Below are 14603 nucleotides of genomic sequence, written 5' to 3'. Positions count from 1 at the left end.
TCAATCTGCTCAAGCGCGAGCGGATCCGCCGCAAGACCTACCGAACGCGCGAGGAGGCAAGGCAGGACGTGTTCGACTACATCGAGATGTTCTACAACCCAAAGCGCAAGCACGTCAGGAACGGGATGCTGTCACCCGTCGAGTTCGAATGGCAGCACAATACGTAGCACGACGGCGTCTACGAAACTCGGGGCTATTCAACCTCTCGCCGCAGCTTCTCGATCTCAAGCTGCTCCGGCTTCATCTGACCGTGGCCGGGAAAGGCCTGCGCAGGATCGACCGAGAAGAGCTTCACCCATTTGCGCAGTTGGTTCTCATGGACATCCAGGTCCCGAGACGCCTGCGCCACAATCACTCCGCGATCCTTGATCAGGCGGACCGCCTCAATCTTGAACTCACGCCCAAACTGTCTTCGCTGCATATGCCACCTCCCGCTTCATGAAACACCCAATCTCGGTGTCCACGAAACCGGCAGCAGGCCAGCCCGTCTGCCTTATTTGCGACCGCACGCGACAATCGTAGCGCTGTCTTCGGGGCGCGAACTCGTAATGAAATCCGCAATGTCGTTGGCTTGTTGGCCGGATGGAAGCGTCGGGGAATCGGCCAACGTAGGTAGAACACACCGTGGCGGCTGATCTGCAGATAGGCTGGATTGAACACGCGGATGTTCCACTTGTATGTTCCACCCGCAGAGTCCTGTATCTAACGCCTTGATTTTAAAACGAATTGGTGGGCCGGGCCGGACTCGAACCGGCACCGGCGCTGTTATGAGCAGCGAGCTCTAACCATTGAGCTACCGGCCCGCGGCAGGCCTAGCATTCGCCCCACTGCCGATGCAACGGGTTAGATCGCCGAGCGCCGTCGCCAGCACAGATCGGCGATCCGACACTTCGTCGAAACATCGGAACTGGCCTCAGGCTCCGCCGATCAGGATGCCGGCGGCGAGCACCAATGCGCCGCCGAGCACGACCTGGAAGGTGGCGCGGGCGAAAGGCGTCTCCATGTAACGGTTCTGGATCCAGACGATCGCCCAGAGCTCGATGAAGACTACGACCAGCGCGATCGCCGTCGCCGTCCAGAAGGACGGGATGAGATAGGGCAAGGCATGGCCGAGCCCGCCAAGCGTCGTCATCACCCCGGAGGCGAGGCCGCGCTTCCAGGGCGAGCCGCGCCCCGAAAGCTTGCCGTCGTCATGGGCGGCTTCGGTGAAACCCATCGAGATGCCGGCACCGACCGAAGCCGAGAGCCCGACCAGGAAGGTCGTCCACGGATTTTGCGTCGCGAAGGCAGTCGCGAAAATCGGGGCGAGCGTCGAGACGGAGCCGTCCATCAGCCCGGCGAGCCCAGGCTGCACCCAGGTCAGCACGAATTGGCGGCGCGCCACGGCGTCCTCGTCCGCCTTCGGCCCCTCAGCCAGATGCTTGTCGACAAGCTCCCCTGCCCTCGCCTCATGACCGGCCTCGGCCGCGGCGAGATCGCCGAGCAGCTGCCTGGTCTGGGCATCGCCGCTGCGGCCTGCAGCCGCGACATAGAAGTCGCGGGCCTGGCGCTCCATCGCCGCCGCTTCCTCGCGGATGCGCGCAAGCCCGAGATTTTCGACCAGCCAGACCGGTTTGCGGACATAGAAATCGGCGACATGCTCGCGCCGGATCGGCACCACCACCTCCCCGAAACGCCGTCGGTACTCGCCGATCAGCCGCTGCCGATGCCCATCCTCCTCGGCCGCCATCCCGTCGAAGACCGCAGCGGAAGCCGGGTATTCCGCACGCAGCATCGCCGCATAGGTCGCGTAGATCCGCCCGTCCTCCTCCTCGGAGGAGATCGCCAAAGCGAGGATCTCGCGCTCGGACAGGCTGTCGAAACGGCGCCGGCCGCCGAGCCCGGCCGGAAGGAGCGAAGAAAGCATGGCGCGATCCTTGTTTAGAACAATTCTAAATAATGTGAATCATCGCCAGCGGCAAGCCGACGCCGCAAAGCAGAACGGCCCCCGCCTGGGGCGGGGGCCGTGATGTCCGGACTGCACGGCTCGGCGAGCGCTCAGGCGGCGCGCGCCTGCTCCTGTTCCGCCGCCTGCCCCTCGCGGAAGCTAAAGCGGGCGATATGCTCCTTCAGCGAGCGGGTCTGCTCGTCGGTCAGCGCCAGAGCCGCATTGGTCTGCTCGACCAGCGCCGCGTTCTGATGCGCCATGGTGCCGATGCCGTCGATCTCCTTGTTGATCGTCGAGACATCCGTGGCCTGGCCGCGCGCGGTCTGCGAGATGCCGTTCATCAGCGCCGAGAGATCGTTGACCGAGGTCAGGATGCTGCCGAACACCTCGGAGCTCTGCTCGACCAGGCCGACACCGACCTTGACGTCGCCATGGGCGGCTTCGACCAGCTTCTTGACGTCGTTGGAGGCGTCGGCCGAGCGCTTGGCGAGACTGCGCACCTCGGCAGCGACCACGGCGAAGCCCTTGCCGCTCTCGCCGGCCCGCGCCGCCTCCACCGCCGCGTTGAGCGCCAGCAGATTGGTCTGGAAGGCGATCTCGTCGATCATCGCGATGACCTCCGAGATCTTGCTCGACGAGGTGCGGATGCGCTGCATCGCTTCGAGCGCCGAAGCGACGACCTGCTCGCCCTGCTGGGCGCGCTCTTCGGCGCTATGCGCCATGCCGACGGCCTCGGCCGCATCCCTCGCGGTCTTCTGGACATTTCCGGCGAAGGCACCGAGCTGGTTCGTCGCGACCGAGACCGCGTTGCTCTCCTCGCTGGTGCGCTCGGCAAGGTCGGTGACGCCGTCGAGGATCTCGCTGGTGGCGCTGCGGACCGCGGTGACCGTCTCGGAAAGCCGCGCAAGCGTGCTCTCGAATTCGCCGGCGAGGCCGTTGGTGCCGTCCTTCAGCTCCTGGAAGGCGCCGTGATAGAGGCCCTCGACGCGGGTGTGCAGGCGCCCGGCCGAGAGTTCGGCCAGAACCTCGCAGGTCTCGCTCAGACCGGTCTGGACAGTTGCGAGCAACTCGTTGACCGAGTCTGCGAGCGCATTCAGCTCGGCATCGGCGAAGTTCGCCGAAACCCGGCGGCTGAAATCGCCCTGCGCCGCCGCCTCGACGACCTCGCCGAAGGCCTGGCCGAGCTCGGCCATCATCGCCTGGCGCTGCTCCTGCGCCCGGGCCTCGTCCTCGACCTTGGCGAGCTCGGCGGCCCTGAGCGCGACAGCATTGTCACGGAACAGCAGCACGCTCTTCGAGATGTCCGAAATCTCGTCATTGCCGCGGATCTCGACCTTGGTCTCGAGCTGCCCATCGGCGATCGCCCGGGTCGCGGCCCAGAGCCGGTTCAGGCGTCCGACGATCATCGGACGGACATAGAACAGCGACAATGCGAGCGCGATCAGGAGCGAGCCGAGCCCGATCAGCCCGAGCCAGAGCTTGCTGGTCGCGATCGTCTCGATGGTCGATGCACTGGCTGCCTTGGCTTCGCCGCGCGCACCCTGGACCAGCACATCGACCTCGCGCCGCAGCACTTCGGCGGCCTCGTCGACCTCCTTCAGGCCGCGGGCGATCGCCTCGCGCGTGGTGAGATCACGGTTGCGGATGTCGATCAGCCCTTCGGTCCCTTCGCCGATCGCGATCAGATCCTGGACCGTGCGCGTGCGCGTCTGGTTGGTGCTGACCTTGTCGGCATCCTGCAGGATCGTCCTGAGCTTGTAGGCGATGCCGTTGAAGCGCTCGCGCGCCGTGCCGAGCCGGGCCTTGTCGTTGATCTGCGCGATCTCGCGCAACAGGCCGACGAGCTCGTTGACGTCGGCCTGCAGGGTCCGCGCCAGCTCGAAGATCACGAAGTCGCGGTCGACCAGGGTCCGGACGGCGCCGGTCAGCGCCTCGCCGGTCAGCGAGCCGAGATCGTCGAAGCCGAAGGTCACCGCGAACTTGGCCTGCTCGGCCTCGCCGCTCGCCGCCTTGATGAAGTTCTCCTGCGCCTTGGACAGGTTGGCGAGAGCGGTCTCCGCTTCCGCGACATTGCGAAGGCGCTCGCCGGTCAGGTCGTTGATGTCGTTGATGTGGCGCGAGAGATTGTCGAGCGCCGCCTGGGCCTTCTTGTTGTCGACATTGCCGAGCTGACCGATCCGGCGCACCAGGTCGAACTGCCGCGCCTCGACCTTGTCGAACTCGCCGGTCAGCGCGGCGCGCTCGCGCACGGCCTGCACCTCCATGAAGCGCGACGCCAGTGCGGTCGAGGTCGTCGCAGCCTGCCAGAGCTCGAGCGACAGCTCGACCACCGGGATCTTGCGCTCGACCATGTCGTCGACCGTCGTCGAGACACGCTCATAGGACAGCCAGGCAACTCCCGAGGCCACCATGGTCAATACGGTCAGCACGCCGAGCGCGGCATAGATTCGCGCGGCGATGCCGACGCGCGATGCCGGCTTCGGCTGGCGCACCGGCTTCTTTGTCTTCGACATACCCGATACTCCCGAAGGCATGGCCGCGCAGTCGCGGCAGCAAGAAGATGCCCGCCGCTCCCCTCGAGCGGCTGGCCTTTACAGAACGATCAAATGGAAACCGGGCCGACAGTGCCGGCGGCCATCTCGGCCTTGGTCGGAGCGCCCAGGAAACGGTCGGGAGGAGCGGACAGCTCCCCGACGCTGGCGGCAAATCCTATCAGGATGTCGCGGCGATCGACCATCTGGCTCCCCAGCATGCAGGTCAGGCTGACGCCTGTTGTCCGACAAGATCGGGGTGCTTCACTTAAAGAACGTTTAAGCGGCTGGAGTCTTCTGAATCAACGGCCACCGATACCGGTTTACTTTCGCTTAGGACTTGCCGGCCTCCCGGTTCAGCCGGCGAGCACTGCGGCGGGGCGGCAACCTTCCCGAAAGTAGGCCTCCCGCGACACGAGGACCGCGAACGTCTGCCTTCAGTCCTCGCCGAGCGGCGGCACCGGCCGGGGCCGGCCCTCCTCATCGATCGCGACGAAGGTGAAGGTCGCATCGGTGACCTTCTCGTGGATCGTCGTCCGGAAGCGCTTGGCCCAGGCCTCGACATAGATCTTCATCGAGGTCCGGCCGACCGACTCCACCGTGGTGTAGACGCTGAGCACATCGCCGACCTTGACCGGTCGGAAGAAGGTCATCGCCTCGACCGCGATCGTCACCACGCGCCCCTGCGCCCGGTCGACCCCGGCAATGCCACCGGCCGAGTCCATGCGCGACATCACCCAGCCGCCGAAAATATCGCCATTGGCGTTGGTATCGGCCGGCATGGCGATGGTGCGCACCGTCAATGCCCCGCGCGGCTTCTCCTCGGGCTGCAGGCCAGGCTCAGTCATCGGCTTCCTTTCCTTCCTCGACATGGAAGGAATGGAGCACACGATGCAGCACGGGCGCCAGCACGAAGCCGGTGGCGATCACCACAAACAGGCCTGAGAAGATCGCGTAGAACCCGGCGAAGAGCTTGCCCGAACTCGTCTTGAGTTCGCTGACCGGCCCCATGCCGGAGAGGATCATCGCCGCGTTGACGAAGGCGTCAAGCGCGCTCATGCCTTCGCTCGCGGCATAGCCCGCCATGCCGATGCCGAGGCCGACCAGGGTCAGCGCCAGCCAGAGCAGCATCGCCCGCCCCATGCGCAGCGCAAAACGCCGCATCGGGATCAGTTTCTGTCGCCGATGCTCGAAGCGTGTCAGGCGCACCATTGCGAGGTCCCGTTGAGGTTGAGCCGAGATTGCCGGGCGGGCAAGCTGCGTCAAGCGATGCCTGCACAAGGAGACTGTCATGCCGCGGCCACCCGCCACGATCTCAATCTCGCTGCGCTATGCCGATGCCCCGAAAATCTATGATTGGCTGATCGACGCCTTCGGCTTCGAGAGGGTCGCTGCGCATTACTCGCAGGACGGCAGGACGCTGCTGCATGGCGAACTGCGCCTGGGCGACAGCTATGTCATGCTCGGCTCGGCCGAGGACAACGCTTTCGGCAAGCTCGTCTCGCGCCCGGCCGAACTCGGCGGCACCACGGCCTCGCCCTATATCGCCACTGACGACATCGACGCCCGCTGCGAGCGCGCGCGCCGGGCGGGCGCCGAGATCATCATGGAGCCGACCGACCAGCCCTATGGCAGCCGCGATTTCATCTGCCGGGATCCCGAAGGCCATGTCTGGTGCTTCGGAACCTATCGGCCAGGTGCCGAGCCTGCATGAACTCTCCCGTCATTGCGAGGCGCGTAGCGACGACGCCATCCAGGGGCGACGGGTTCCATGTCGCCCTGGATCGCCTTGCTGCGCCCGCAATGACGGAACGCATCACGCCACCGCCAGCTTCGGCCGCGCCTTGAACATCAGCCAGCAGACGATCGAGAGGTTGATCAGGTTCCAGGCGAGGCCGTTGAGGAAGGCGAGGCGGTAGGAGGCCGTCGCGTCGAAGATCAGTCCCGAGACCCAGCCGCCGAAGGCCATGCCGAAGACCGTCGCCGACATCACGACGCCGATGCGAACGCCCGCTTCGCGCGGCGGCATGTAATCGCGGATCACCACCGCATACATCGGCACGATTCCACCCTGGAACAGCCCGAAAATGCCGGTGACGATGAAGAGCGAGCTCAGCCCGTCGAACCAGAGATAGAGAAAGAGCGCCATGCCCTGCATCAGCGAGGACAGGGCCAGCGTCGCCGTGCCCCCGATCTTGTCGGCGATGAAGCCCGAGCTGATCCGGCTGACGATGCCGAGCGCCATCATCACCGTCAGCATCTCGGCGCCACGCGCCACGCCATAGCCGAGGTCGCTGCAATAGGCGACGATATGAACCTGCGGCATCGACATCGCGACGCAGCAGCAGAACCCCGCCACGACCAGCAGCAGCTGCAGCTGGTTCGGCGTCAGCCCGAGATTGCCGCGCGCGCCGGCGCTGCTCAGCTCGGCCGCCGCGAAGGTCGCGGCGTTCGGCCGGCGCCGGAACAGCGGTGCCAGCGGCAGCATCACGACCAGCGAGGCGATGCCGAGCCACAGATGCGTCGTACGCAGCCCATGCGTCTCGACGCCCCAGTTGATCAGCTGTGGCCAGAACACGCCGGCGAGGTAGCTGCCCGACGCGCCGAAGACGACGGCAAGGCCACGATAGCGCCGGAACCAGTGCGAGAGGTCGGCGATCAGCGGCGAGAAGCCGGTCGCGGCGCCGAGCCCGATCAGGAAGCCATGCGCCAGCGCGAACTGCCAGAGCGTGGCCGAGACCGAGGCGAGCGCATAGCCGGCGCCGAGCAGCAGCGCACCGAGCACGATCGGCAGGGCGATGCCGAAACGGTCGACCAGGCGGCCCATGACGATGTTGCCGACACCGAAGCCGATCATGGCGAAGGTATAGGGCAGCGAGGCATCGGCACGCAGGACGCCGAATTCCTGCTGCACCGCCGTCACCACCACGACCGCGGACCAGGAACCGACGCAGGCGATCATGCCGACCAGCAAGGCGAGCGCCAGCCTGAACCAGGCATAGGAGGAATCGGGCGCGTAGCGCGGATCTTCGATCGGCATGTTCCCTCCCCTGGCCGCAGCCGGAGAACGAGTTTCTCTTTGATCGAGCAATAGGCGGGCGCCAGAGGGCCAGCAAGCGCACCTGCCGCGGGGCCATGCGGCGCAGATGCAGGGCCACCGAGGTCCTCCTTTATCGCAGCTTTATCGGCGGCCGGTCTTGCTGCACCTTCTATCGGCGGAAGCGGGCAACGACATCATGGCCAGGATCTGCATCTACGGCGCCGGCGCGATCGGCTGCTATGTCGGCGGGCGCCTGCTGGCAGGTGGCGCCGACGTCGCCTTCATCGGCCGCAAGCCCGTCGGCGCGGAACTGCACCGCCATGGCCTCAGCCTCACGGATTATCGCGGCGGTCATTGGCGGCAGGGGCCGGCGGTCATCGCCTTCGCGACCGGGCCGGCGGCCGCAGCCACCGCCGAGCTCGTGCTCGTCACCGTGAAATCCGCCGGCACCGCGACCGCCGGCGCCGAGCTCGCTTCCGTTCTGCAGCCGGGCACGGTCGTGCTCAGCCTACAGAACGGGATCGGCAATGCCGGACTGCTGCGGACGGCCCTGCCGCAGCAGAAAGTGCTCGCCGGCATGGTGGCGTTCAACGTCGTCCACCGCGGCCAAGGCGCCTTCCATCAAGGCTCGCAAGGGCATTTGCACGCGCAGGCCGCCCCAGCACTCACGCCCTTCCTCGCCAGCTTCACCGCAGCGCGCCTGCCGCTGGTCCGCCATGACGACATGGAGCCGGTGCTCTGGGCCAAGCTGCTGCTCAACCTCAACAATGCCATCAACGCGCTCTCCGGCCTGCCCCTGCGCGAGGAGCTCGGCCAGCGCGCCTATCGGCGTTGCCTCGCCATCGCACTGGAGGAAGCGCTCGGGCTGCTGGCGCGCGCCGGCATCCGGCCGGCGCGGCTGACACCGCTCCCGGCACAGCTTCTGCCTGCCGTGCTCCGGCTTCCCGACGGAGTTTTCCAGCGGCTGGGCCGCCGCATGCTGGCGATCGACCCGCTGGCGCGCTCCTCGATGGCGGATGATCTCGTCGCCGGCCGCCCCACCGAAATCGACTGGCTGAACGGCGAGGTCGTGCGCCTAGCCGAGCGGCTCGGGCGGCGAGCGCCGGTGAATACCCGGCTGACAGCGCTCGTGCGCGCGGCGGAACGGGATGCGAACCGACAATATTGGCCGGGCGAAGCGCTGCTGGCCGAATTGCAGGGCGCCGCAGGCAATCCTGCCGATGCCACGGCTTAGGCGGGATCGGGAAGCGGAAGCCGCGCTGCGGATGAAGCCAATGCTTCCATAAGCAGATCGGCAACCAATCCGCCTCCGGCAGGAGCGCTCTAGGCTTTGCGCCCCATCTCGACGGCGTAGTCCTCCGCCGCCATCGGCCGGCCGAGCAGGAAGCCCTGCAGATAGTTGCAGCCCTCGTCGACCAGGAAATCGAACTGCTCGCGCGTCTCGACCCCTTCGGCCACCACCTCGATGCCGAGCGCGTGACCGAGCGAGATCACCGCCCGCGCGATCGCCGCCGCCTCGGAGGCCACGCCGAGATTGGCGACGAAGCTGCGGTCGATCTTCAGCGTCGTCAGCGGGAAGACATGGAGGTAGGAGAGCGACGAATAGCCGGTACCGAAATCATCGAGCGCAATCCTGACGCCGAGCGCCTTGATCCGATGCAGGACCAGCATGGTCCGGTCGAAATCGGTGATCATCACGCCTTCGGTGACCTCGAGCTCGAGCCGCTCCGGCTCCAGCCCGGTCTCGGCCAGCACGGTCTCGATCAGCCCCGGCAGATCGCCATGGCGGAACTGCAGCGGCGAGATGTTCACGGCGACCCGCAGCGGATTGGTCCACCCGGCCGCCTCGGCGCAGGCCCGCCGCAGCAACTGCTCGGAAAGCGGCAGAATCAGCCCGCATTCCTCGGCCGCAGGGATGAACTCGGAGGGCGAGATCTCGCCGCGCTCCGGGTGGGCCCAGCGCGCCAATGCCTCGAATCCGACCAGTACTCCCGCCGCATCGAACAGCGGCTGGTAGTGCAATCGCAGTTGGTCGCCGGCGATGGCGAGACGCAGATCGGCCTCGATCCCCTGAGCGGCATCGCAGGCCTCGCCGTCGATTTCCTCGCCTTCACGCAGCTCGAGCAGCAGATTGACGGCGCCGACCATCTCGCCTTCGTCACCATAGAGCGGTGTCGGGAACGCCATGAAGGCGACACGACTGCCATCAGGGCGCTCCGCCAGGGCCGCGCCGCCGCGAACGGGACGCTTCTCGCGCAAGGCGATCGCCATCGCGCAGTCCTGATGCGGCAATGGGGCGCCATCCAGCAGGAACAGGCGCTCGGCGACGCACCACCGATCCTCGCCGATCTGCGGCACGCGCCCCGCAAGGCGCGCCGCCGCCTGGTTGAAATAGGTCAGGTGCCCGTCGGCATTGGTCGTATAGACGGCAGCAGGCAGGTTGGCGACGATGGCCTTGAACCAACGGTCTTCGAGAAGGCTGGACTCAACGCCCTGCTGGGAAAGCAAGGCGAGGGCCAAGTCGACCTCGCCGGTGTCAGACCCGGACTTGCTGGTCTGGCCCTCGGCCGGCGTCTCCGCGGCCACGGCACTACGAAACATGCGAAACCTGTCGTGATTGCGCCCCGAGCGATACCGGTCCATCAAGAAACTAAAAATGCCAACAAATCTTTAAATCGCGACAGTGGTGCGGCATTTCGCTGATCGCGCCGGACGTTCGGCGCGCGATTCTCGGCATTCAGTTAATCAGAAACATGCAATGAACCGACAATTTTCGTCGATATCCCTGCACTTGGCGCTGCACCCCGCATCGCGCGGCGGCGAATTCTATCGCGACCCCGAAGAGATGACGAAACGTAAGGCGCGTTGTGGCGTGAAGACTGCTCCTCTATGATCTGAATATCTTCTCTCCCTGCTCGTCGATCAACTGCCTCCCCTTGACCAGCGCGAAATCCGCCGCCTCCTGCGCACCCGGAAACCGGTCGGCACGGATGAAGCGATAGCTCTTCAATTCGCCGTCGATCTCCTTCTCGATTACCCCGCAGAGCTGATGCTGCCCGCCTTCCTGGAACGGCATGGCATGGATGGTGAACCCCTTGTGCTCCACCGTCTTGAGCGCGACCGGCTCTGCCGGCGTCGCCTCCTTGCGGCCGAACAGGGATTTGAGAAAAGACATGGCTGGCTCCATCTGTTTGGCTCTCTATAGCGCAGATGCGCGCCGCGAGGCCAAGCATCTCGTGCAGGGGCAGGCTAGCAGTGCCGGGCCGGGCGCAGATGAAGCGGCCCACCGGGACAGTCGAACCGCGACCGCCAGCGGCCTCTGTTGTTTTACGCACGCCATCCCCATCTCTTGCTCAGTCAGGGCGGGAACAGAGGCCCATAGACCAACTTGCCCTCTCAACGGCCGCTCTGCCACCGGTACTGCCATGGCACGCGTCCTGAAAATGCATCTGGCGGCCCTGGCGTCCGGGGTCGTCATGCTCACTTCCGCCGCCGCCCAGGCTCCGGCGGGGCTGGCCTGCGGCAGGCATGAGGAAGTGGTCGCGCAGCTCGGCGAGCTCTTCGAGGAGCGCCGGCTCGGGCAGGGACTGGCCGATAGCGGCGTCCTGATCGAGATTTTCGTCAGTCCGCAAGGTTCCTTCACCGTCTTCGCGACGACGCCGCACGGCCAAAGCTGTCTGATCGCCTCGGGCGAGGCCTGGGAGCCTTCGCCGCAAGAGGAAAGCTTCGCGGCCCGCTAAACCGACCGCCGGCGCACACCGGCCTCGCCGCAGTCTCCTTCGCTTGCCACGCCGACGTGCAGCAGCGCTGCGCTCCCCTTCCTGGCCCGTTCCGCAGCTTTCGCCGCCCTTGCCGGCAGAGGCGCTTGCGCCGGGATCAAATATCAATACCATACCGTATGGTATTAAAATTTGAGAGACCGCCATGAATCTCTGGCTGGCCGCCGCCGCCGTCATCGCCGCGCTGACGACCCTGATCCACGCCTGGCTCGGCGGTCGCGAGATCGCCGCTCCGCTGCTCGCCGCCGAACGGCTGCGCAATGTCCCGAAATACACAATGTATTACTGCTGGCATCTGGTGACGATCATCCTCGCCGGACAGGCTCTCGCCTTCGCGCTCGCCGCATCCGGCCATGCCAGCCGCGACCTCGCCATCTTCGCCACGGCCGGAGCCGGGCTCTTCGCGGCCTGGAGCCTCGGCATGATCGGCGGCTTCCGGCTTCGCCCCGCCCATTTCCCGCAATGGGCGCTGTTTACCCCGATGACCGCCTGCGGCGCGCTCGGGCTGTGGTGGTGAAGCCCCCCTCCCGCTTCAGTCGGGCGGACTGGCTCGCACTCGGCCTTGCCGCCCTCGCCGAGGGCGGACCGTCCAGCCTGACCATCGAGGCCCTGTGCCGGCGTGCCGGCAAGACCAAGGGCTCGTTCTACGCGCATTTCCCGGCGCTCGGGGCGTTCCTTGCCGCCCTTGCCGAACATTGGCGCGAGAGCTTTACGCTGCGGCTGATGCAGGAGGCCGACGAGGGCGAGGCCGCAGGCGCAAGGCTGATCGCGCTCGACAAGATGGCGCTCAGCCTCGATTTTCGCATCGAGCAGGGCATGCGCCGCCTCGCGCAGCTCGATGCCGGCGTCGCCACGATCTGCACCGCTGTCGATCGCGAGCGCATCGCATACCTCGCCGGGCTCCATGGCGAGGTAGGGCGCCGGCCCGAAGAGGCCCTGGCATTGGCCCGGATCGAATACGCCGCTTTCGTCGGCTTCCAGCAACTCGATCTCGGCCTGTCGTCGCAGGACCTGCACGATTGCTACCGCAGCTTCATGCGGCTCTTGCCGCGCCCGGCCGCGCCGTGACCGCTCACGCCAGATGCAGCACGACCTCGCGCCGGTGCGGACTGCTGCGATGCTCGAACAGATAGATGCCCTGCCAGGTTCCGAGCGCAAGGCGCCCGTCGCTCACCGGGATCGCGAGCGAAACCGGCAGGACCGCCGCCTTGATATGGGCCGGCATGTCGTCCGGCCCCTCGGCGCGATGGGTGAGATAGGCCATGGCCGGGTCGTCGGCGGGCGGTACCAGCCTGGCGAAGAAGGCGAGAAGATCGCGCCTTACATCGGGATCGGCATTCTCCTGGATCAGCAGCGAGCAGGAGCTGTGCCGGACGAACACGGTGAGCAGCCCGGCATCAACCGCAGCCTCGCGCACGAAGCGCGCGGCCGCCGGCGTGAACTCGTAGAGCCCGGCGCCGCGCGTCTCGATCGTCAATCGCGACTGCCGCGGCAGCGTTGCCACGCTCAGCGCTCGGTCAGTGCGAGCTTGGCGCCGAGCGCGACGAAGGCCGCCGCGAAGCTGCGCCTGAGCCAGGCCATCACCGCAGGGCGCGTCACCACATGGTCGCGCATCGCCGCCGCGAACAGTCCGTAGAGCGCGAAGACGACGAAGGTCATTGCCATGAACACGCCGGAGAGCTCGAGCATGCGTGCCAGCGGGCTCACCTCGTCGGTTGCGATGAACTGCGGCAGGAAGGCGACGAAGAAGATCGAGAGCTTCGGGTTGAGCACATTGATCGCGATGCCATCGACCATCACGCGCCAGAAGGAGCGCGGATCGGCCTTGGTCTCGACCTTGAGCGCGCCCTGCTCCTTCAGGGTCTGCCAGGCCATCCAGAGCAGATAGGCGACGCCGGCATATTTGACGATTTCATAGGCCACCGCACTGGCGTGCAGCAGCGCCGCGAGCCCCATCATCGCGGCGATCAGATGCGGCACGATACCCAGCGTGCAGGCGAAAGCGGCCACGACGCTCGCCTTGCCGCCGCGCGCCAGCCCGGCCGCGATCGAATAGATCGCCCCCGTACCCGGCGAGGCCACGATGATCAGCGAGGTCAGCAGGAATTCGGGTGACATGGGAGGCTCCAACCGAGAGGCCCGCATCAAACATGCCCGGTTGGTCACTGTCGAGCGCCCCATGCCGCTTCGTCAACAATGCGCTGCCGACCCCGGGATCGGCGACATCGCGCCGCTTGCGGCGCTCGCGATCAGAGCATTTTCGAGCGTTCCGGCCGCCGGTCGCGTGAAAAAATGCGACAAGACAAGGTTCTAGAAGGCTCCGGCGCGTTGGGCCCTATCGAAGGCGGAGCGAGCCGGCCGGGGCAAAAGCGCTGCCGGCTGCGACAGCCATTCGGGGATGCTCTGGACTTTCGCAGGCTCCGGCAGGCCGGCGCCGCGCGCGAAGGCCGAAACGGCGCCCGAATCTCGTAACAAGGCAGCAGCGATGCCGCCGGTGAAGAAACCGGCATCCTTCGCCCGCGGAAACCAGACGCTTCCATCCTTGGTTTCCGGCGCCGCCAGCACGGCCGTATCGGCGACCAGCACCGCCCATTGCCGGCCGAGGCGCTGGGCCTGGCCCTGCTGCAGCATCGCCGCAGCATAGCGCTGCAGCGCTCCGCGGCCTCCGACATCGCCTTGCAGACGGTTCGCCACGCCCCGGGGATCGGCCTCCACCGCAAGGGCGAGGGCCGAGAGCTTCGCAGCGTCGATCTGCGTCGCGGCTGCGATGAAGGTTTCGGGAGCGATCGACGTTGCCAGCGCCTGGAAACTCTGGAAGGCCATCGGCACCGCCAGGACGGCGGCTACTGCAAGACGATGCAAGGCGGACAGATGCGCCTCCTTTTCAATGCGATAGGGCCAGATCATTCGGCCCGGACGAGCGAAGCCGCGTAGCTGGCCTCCTAACTGCCCAATCCCTCGAAAAGGCCGCCAACCACCGCGGCCGCGCCTTCGGCCGCGGCCCCGACGACGCTGCCGATCCCTTCGACGACGGCACCAACCGTGGCAAACGCCACCTCGCCGACCCCTTCCATCATGACATTGCCGCCGATATCGGCGGCGCTGCCAGCCGCATCGCCCGCCGAAGCGGCCGATTGCTTCTTCGCCTCGCTCTCCAGCTCAGCCTGCGCCGCAGCCCTGGCGACTTCGATCTGGGCAGAATCTGGAATGCCGGTCATGCGCGCTCCCCTGTCGATGCAGCATTCCTCTGGGCGATCTTAGCGAAAGAATGGCGGATGCAGCCGAATTCGCTTGGAAGGCCCTGCAGAGGGAGGGCGCCTATACAG

18 protein-coding genes, 1 tRNA gene and 1 pseudogene are annotated in these 14603 nt (G+C 66.4%); 6 read left to right on the top strand and 14 right to left on the bottom strand.

The features are described 5' to 3' along the window. Positions 1-167 (top strand): IS3 family transposase (locus J0J10_RS25125; protein ID WP_291650136.1); only part of this gene is annotated, 167 nt, incomplete at its 5' end. Positions 168-199: 32 nt separating this feature from the next. Here J0J10_RS25125 and J0J10_RS25120 read toward each other — a convergent pair. From J0J10_RS25120 to J0J10_RS25090, 7 genes and pseudogenes are all read right to left on the bottom strand, one after another. Continuing rightward, positions 200-421 (bottom strand): annotated as a pseudogene (locus J0J10_RS25120) (transposase); the annotation flags it as partial. A 306-nt stretch (positions 422-727) separates the two neighbouring features. Continuing rightward, positions 728-803: transfer RNA gene (locus J0J10_RS25115), tRNA-Ile, on the bottom strand. A gap of 110 nt (positions 804-913) precedes the next feature. After that, on the bottom strand, positions 914-1906 hold the full coding sequence (gene mbfA, locus J0J10_RS25110) for an iron exporter MbfA (RefSeq protein ID WP_291650132.1): 993 nt from the start codon (positions 1904-1906) through the stop codon (positions 914-916). A gap of 131 nt (positions 1907-2037) precedes the next feature. Beyond that, a complete protein-coding gene (locus tag J0J10_RS25105) occupies positions 2038-4440 on the bottom strand; it encodes a methyl-accepting chemotaxis protein (RefSeq protein WP_291636311.1) in 2403 nt (800 codons plus the stop codon). An 89-nt stretch (positions 4441-4529) separates the two neighbouring features. Continuing rightward, entirely contained in the window at positions 4530-4664 is a 135-nt protein-coding gene (locus J0J10_RS25100) for a hypothetical protein (RefSeq protein WP_291650131.1), read from the bottom strand. 231 nt (positions 4665-4895) lie between these two features. Beyond that, complete coding sequence (locus tag J0J10_RS25095) at positions 4896-5306, bottom strand: acyl-CoA thioesterase (RefSeq protein ID WP_291636307.1); 411 nt, start codon at positions 5304-5306, stop codon at positions 4896-4898. Then, positions 5299-5670: a hypothetical protein gene (locus J0J10_RS25090; RefSeq protein ID WP_291636305.1), complete on the bottom strand. Its 372-nt coding sequence runs from the start codon at positions 5668-5670 to the stop codon at positions 5299-5301. Before J0J10_RS25090 ends, J0J10_RS25095 begins: the two co-directional genes overlap by 8 nt. A gap of 79 nt (positions 5671-5749) precedes the next feature. On the opposite strand from J0J10_RS25090, the gene J0J10_RS25085 reads away from it, so the two are divergent. Then, the gene (locus J0J10_RS25085) at positions 5750-6172 is read left to right on the top strand and encodes a VOC family protein (RefSeq protein ID WP_291636303.1); all 423 of its coding nucleotides are present in this window, start codon (positions 5750-5752) and stop codon (positions 6170-6172) included. A gap of 102 nt (positions 6173-6274) precedes the next feature. On the opposite strand, the gene J0J10_RS25080 is transcribed toward J0J10_RS25085, so the two are convergent. Next, a complete protein-coding gene (locus J0J10_RS25080; protein WP_291650129.1) occupies positions 6275-7498 on the bottom strand; it encodes an MFS transporter in 1224 nt (407 codons plus the stop codon). A gap of 157 nt (positions 7499-7655) precedes the next feature. On the opposite strand from J0J10_RS25080, the gene J0J10_RS25075 reads away from it, so the two are divergent. Then, positions 7656-8732, top strand: coding sequence for a 2-dehydropantoate 2-reductase (locus tag J0J10_RS25075; RefSeq protein ID WP_291650127.1), 1077 nt, complete (start codon positions 7656-7658; stop codon positions 8730-8732). Between the two features lie 89 nt (positions 8733-8821). On the opposite strand, the gene J0J10_RS25070 is transcribed toward J0J10_RS25075, so the two are convergent. Together J0J10_RS25070 and J0J10_RS25065 are read right to left on the bottom strand one after the other, a co-directional pair. Further along, the gene (locus tag J0J10_RS25070) at positions 8822-10099 is read right to left on the bottom strand and encodes a putative bifunctional diguanylate cyclase/phosphodiesterase (RefSeq protein ID WP_291650125.1); all 1278 of its coding nucleotides are present in this window, start codon (positions 10097-10099) and stop codon (positions 8822-8824) included. A 286-nt stretch (positions 10100-10385) separates the two neighbouring features. After that, positions 10386-10673, bottom strand: a complete 288-nt coding sequence (locus J0J10_RS25065; RefSeq protein WP_291650123.1) for an HlyU family transcriptional regulator — start codon at positions 10671-10673, stop codon at positions 10386-10388. Between the two features lie 301 nt (positions 10674-10974). Here J0J10_RS25065 and J0J10_RS25060 point away from each other — a divergent pair, with 301 nt between their 5' ends. The 3 genes from J0J10_RS25060 to J0J10_RS25050 all read left to right on the top strand — a co-directional run bounded on the left by J0J10_RS25060 (position 10975) and on the right by J0J10_RS25050 (position 12345). Continuing rightward, positions 10975-11238, top strand: a complete 264-nt coding sequence (locus J0J10_RS25060; RefSeq protein ID WP_291650121.1) for a hypothetical protein — start codon at positions 10975-10977, stop codon at positions 11236-11238. 184 nt (positions 11239-11422) lie between these two features. Further along, complete coding sequence (locus J0J10_RS25055) at positions 11423-11794, top strand: hypothetical protein (protein WP_291650118.1); 372 nt, start codon at positions 11423-11425, stop codon at positions 11792-11794. Then, positions 11791-12345 carry a TetR family transcriptional regulator gene (locus J0J10_RS25050; protein WP_291650116.1) on the top strand — a complete coding sequence of 185 codons (555 nt, stop codon included), beginning with the start codon at positions 11791-11793 and terminating at the stop codon, positions 12343-12345. Before J0J10_RS25055 ends, J0J10_RS25050 begins: the two co-directional genes overlap by 4 nt. A 4-nt stretch (positions 12346-12349) precedes the next feature. Here J0J10_RS25050 and J0J10_RS25045 read toward each other — a convergent pair whose 3' ends face one another. From J0J10_RS25045 to J0J10_RS25030, 4 genes are all read right to left on the bottom strand, one after another. Beyond that, a complete protein-coding gene (locus J0J10_RS25045) occupies positions 12350-12781 on the bottom strand; it encodes a secondary thiamine-phosphate synthase enzyme YjbQ (protein ID WP_465247255.1) in 432 nt (143 codons plus the stop codon). Between the two features lie 2 nt (positions 12782-12783). Beyond that, the gene (locus tag J0J10_RS25040; RefSeq protein ID WP_291650114.1) at positions 12784-13395 is read right to left on the bottom strand and encodes a LysE family translocator; all 612 of its coding nucleotides are present in this window, start codon (positions 13393-13395) and stop codon (positions 12784-12786) included. 192 nt (positions 13396-13587) lie between these two features. Continuing rightward, a complete protein-coding gene (locus tag J0J10_RS25035) occupies positions 13588-14139 on the bottom strand; it encodes a hypothetical protein (RefSeq protein ID WP_291650112.1) in 552 nt (183 codons plus the stop codon). An 80-nt stretch (positions 14140-14219) separates the two neighbouring features. Beyond that, on the bottom strand, positions 14220-14495 hold the full coding sequence (locus J0J10_RS25030) for a hypothetical protein (RefSeq protein ID WP_291636282.1): 276 nt from the start codon (positions 14493-14495) through the stop codon (positions 14220-14222). Between the last annotated feature and the right edge of the window lie 108 nt (positions 14496-14603).

Source organism: Allobosea sp., from assembly GCF_017308075.1.
GTDB lineage: Bacteria > Pseudomonadota > Alphaproteobacteria > Rhizobiales > Beijerinckiaceae > Allobosea.
Note: the sequence above shows the minus strand (reverse complement) of the source record. Positions and strands in the feature narration are given on the sequence as shown.

Bases quoted from the DNA above. Each gene is read 5' to 3' on its own strand.
- mbfA (WP_291650132.1), bottom strand. From the start codon at position 1,906: ATGCTTTCTTCGCTCCTTCCGGCCGGGCTCGGCGGCCGGCGCCGTTTC.
- J0J10_RS25105 (WP_291636311.1), bottom strand. From the start codon at position 4,440: ATGTCGAAGACAAAGAAGCCGGTGCGCCAGCCGAAGCCGGCATCGCGC.
- J0J10_RS25100 (WP_291650131.1), bottom strand. From the start codon at position 4,664: ATGGTCGATCGCCGCGACATCCTGATAGGATTTGCCGCCAGCGTCGGG.
- J0J10_RS25095 (WP_291636307.1), bottom strand. From the start codon at position 5,306: ATGACTGAGCCTGGCCTGCAGCCCGAGGAGAAGCCGCGCGGGGCATTG.
- J0J10_RS25090 (WP_291636305.1), bottom strand. From the start codon at position 5,670: ATGGTGCGCCTGACACGCTTCGAGCATCGGCGACAGAAACTGATCCCG.
- J0J10_RS25085 (WP_291636303.1), top strand. From the start codon at position 5,750: ATGCCGCGGCCACCCGCCACGATCTCAATCTCGCTGCGCTATGCCGAT.
- J0J10_RS25080 (WP_291650129.1), bottom strand. From the start codon at position 7,498: ATGCCGATCGAAGATCCGCGCTACGCGCCCGATTCCTCCTATGCCTGG.
- J0J10_RS25070 (WP_291650125.1), bottom strand. From the start codon at position 10,099: ATGTTTCGTAGTGCCGTGGCCGCGGAGACGCCGGCCGAGGGCCAGACC.
- J0J10_RS25065 (WP_291650123.1), bottom strand. From the start codon at position 10,673: ATGTCTTTTCTCAAATCCCTGTTCGGCCGCAAGGAGGCGACGCCGGCA.
- J0J10_RS25060 (WP_291650121.1), top strand. From the start codon at position 10,975: ATGCTCACTTCCGCCGCCGCCCAGGCTCCGGCGGGGCTGGCCTGCGGC.
- J0J10_RS25055 (WP_291650118.1), top strand. From the start codon at position 11,423: ATGAATCTCTGGCTGGCCGCCGCCGCCGTCATCGCCGCGCTGACGACC.
- J0J10_RS25040 (WP_291650114.1), bottom strand. From the start codon at position 13,395: ATGTCACCCGAATTCCTGCTGACCTCGCTGATCATCGTGGCCTCGCCG.
- J0J10_RS25030 (WP_291636282.1), bottom strand. From the start codon at position 14,495: ATGACCGGCATTCCAGATTCTGCCCAGATCGAAGTCGCCAGGGCTGCG.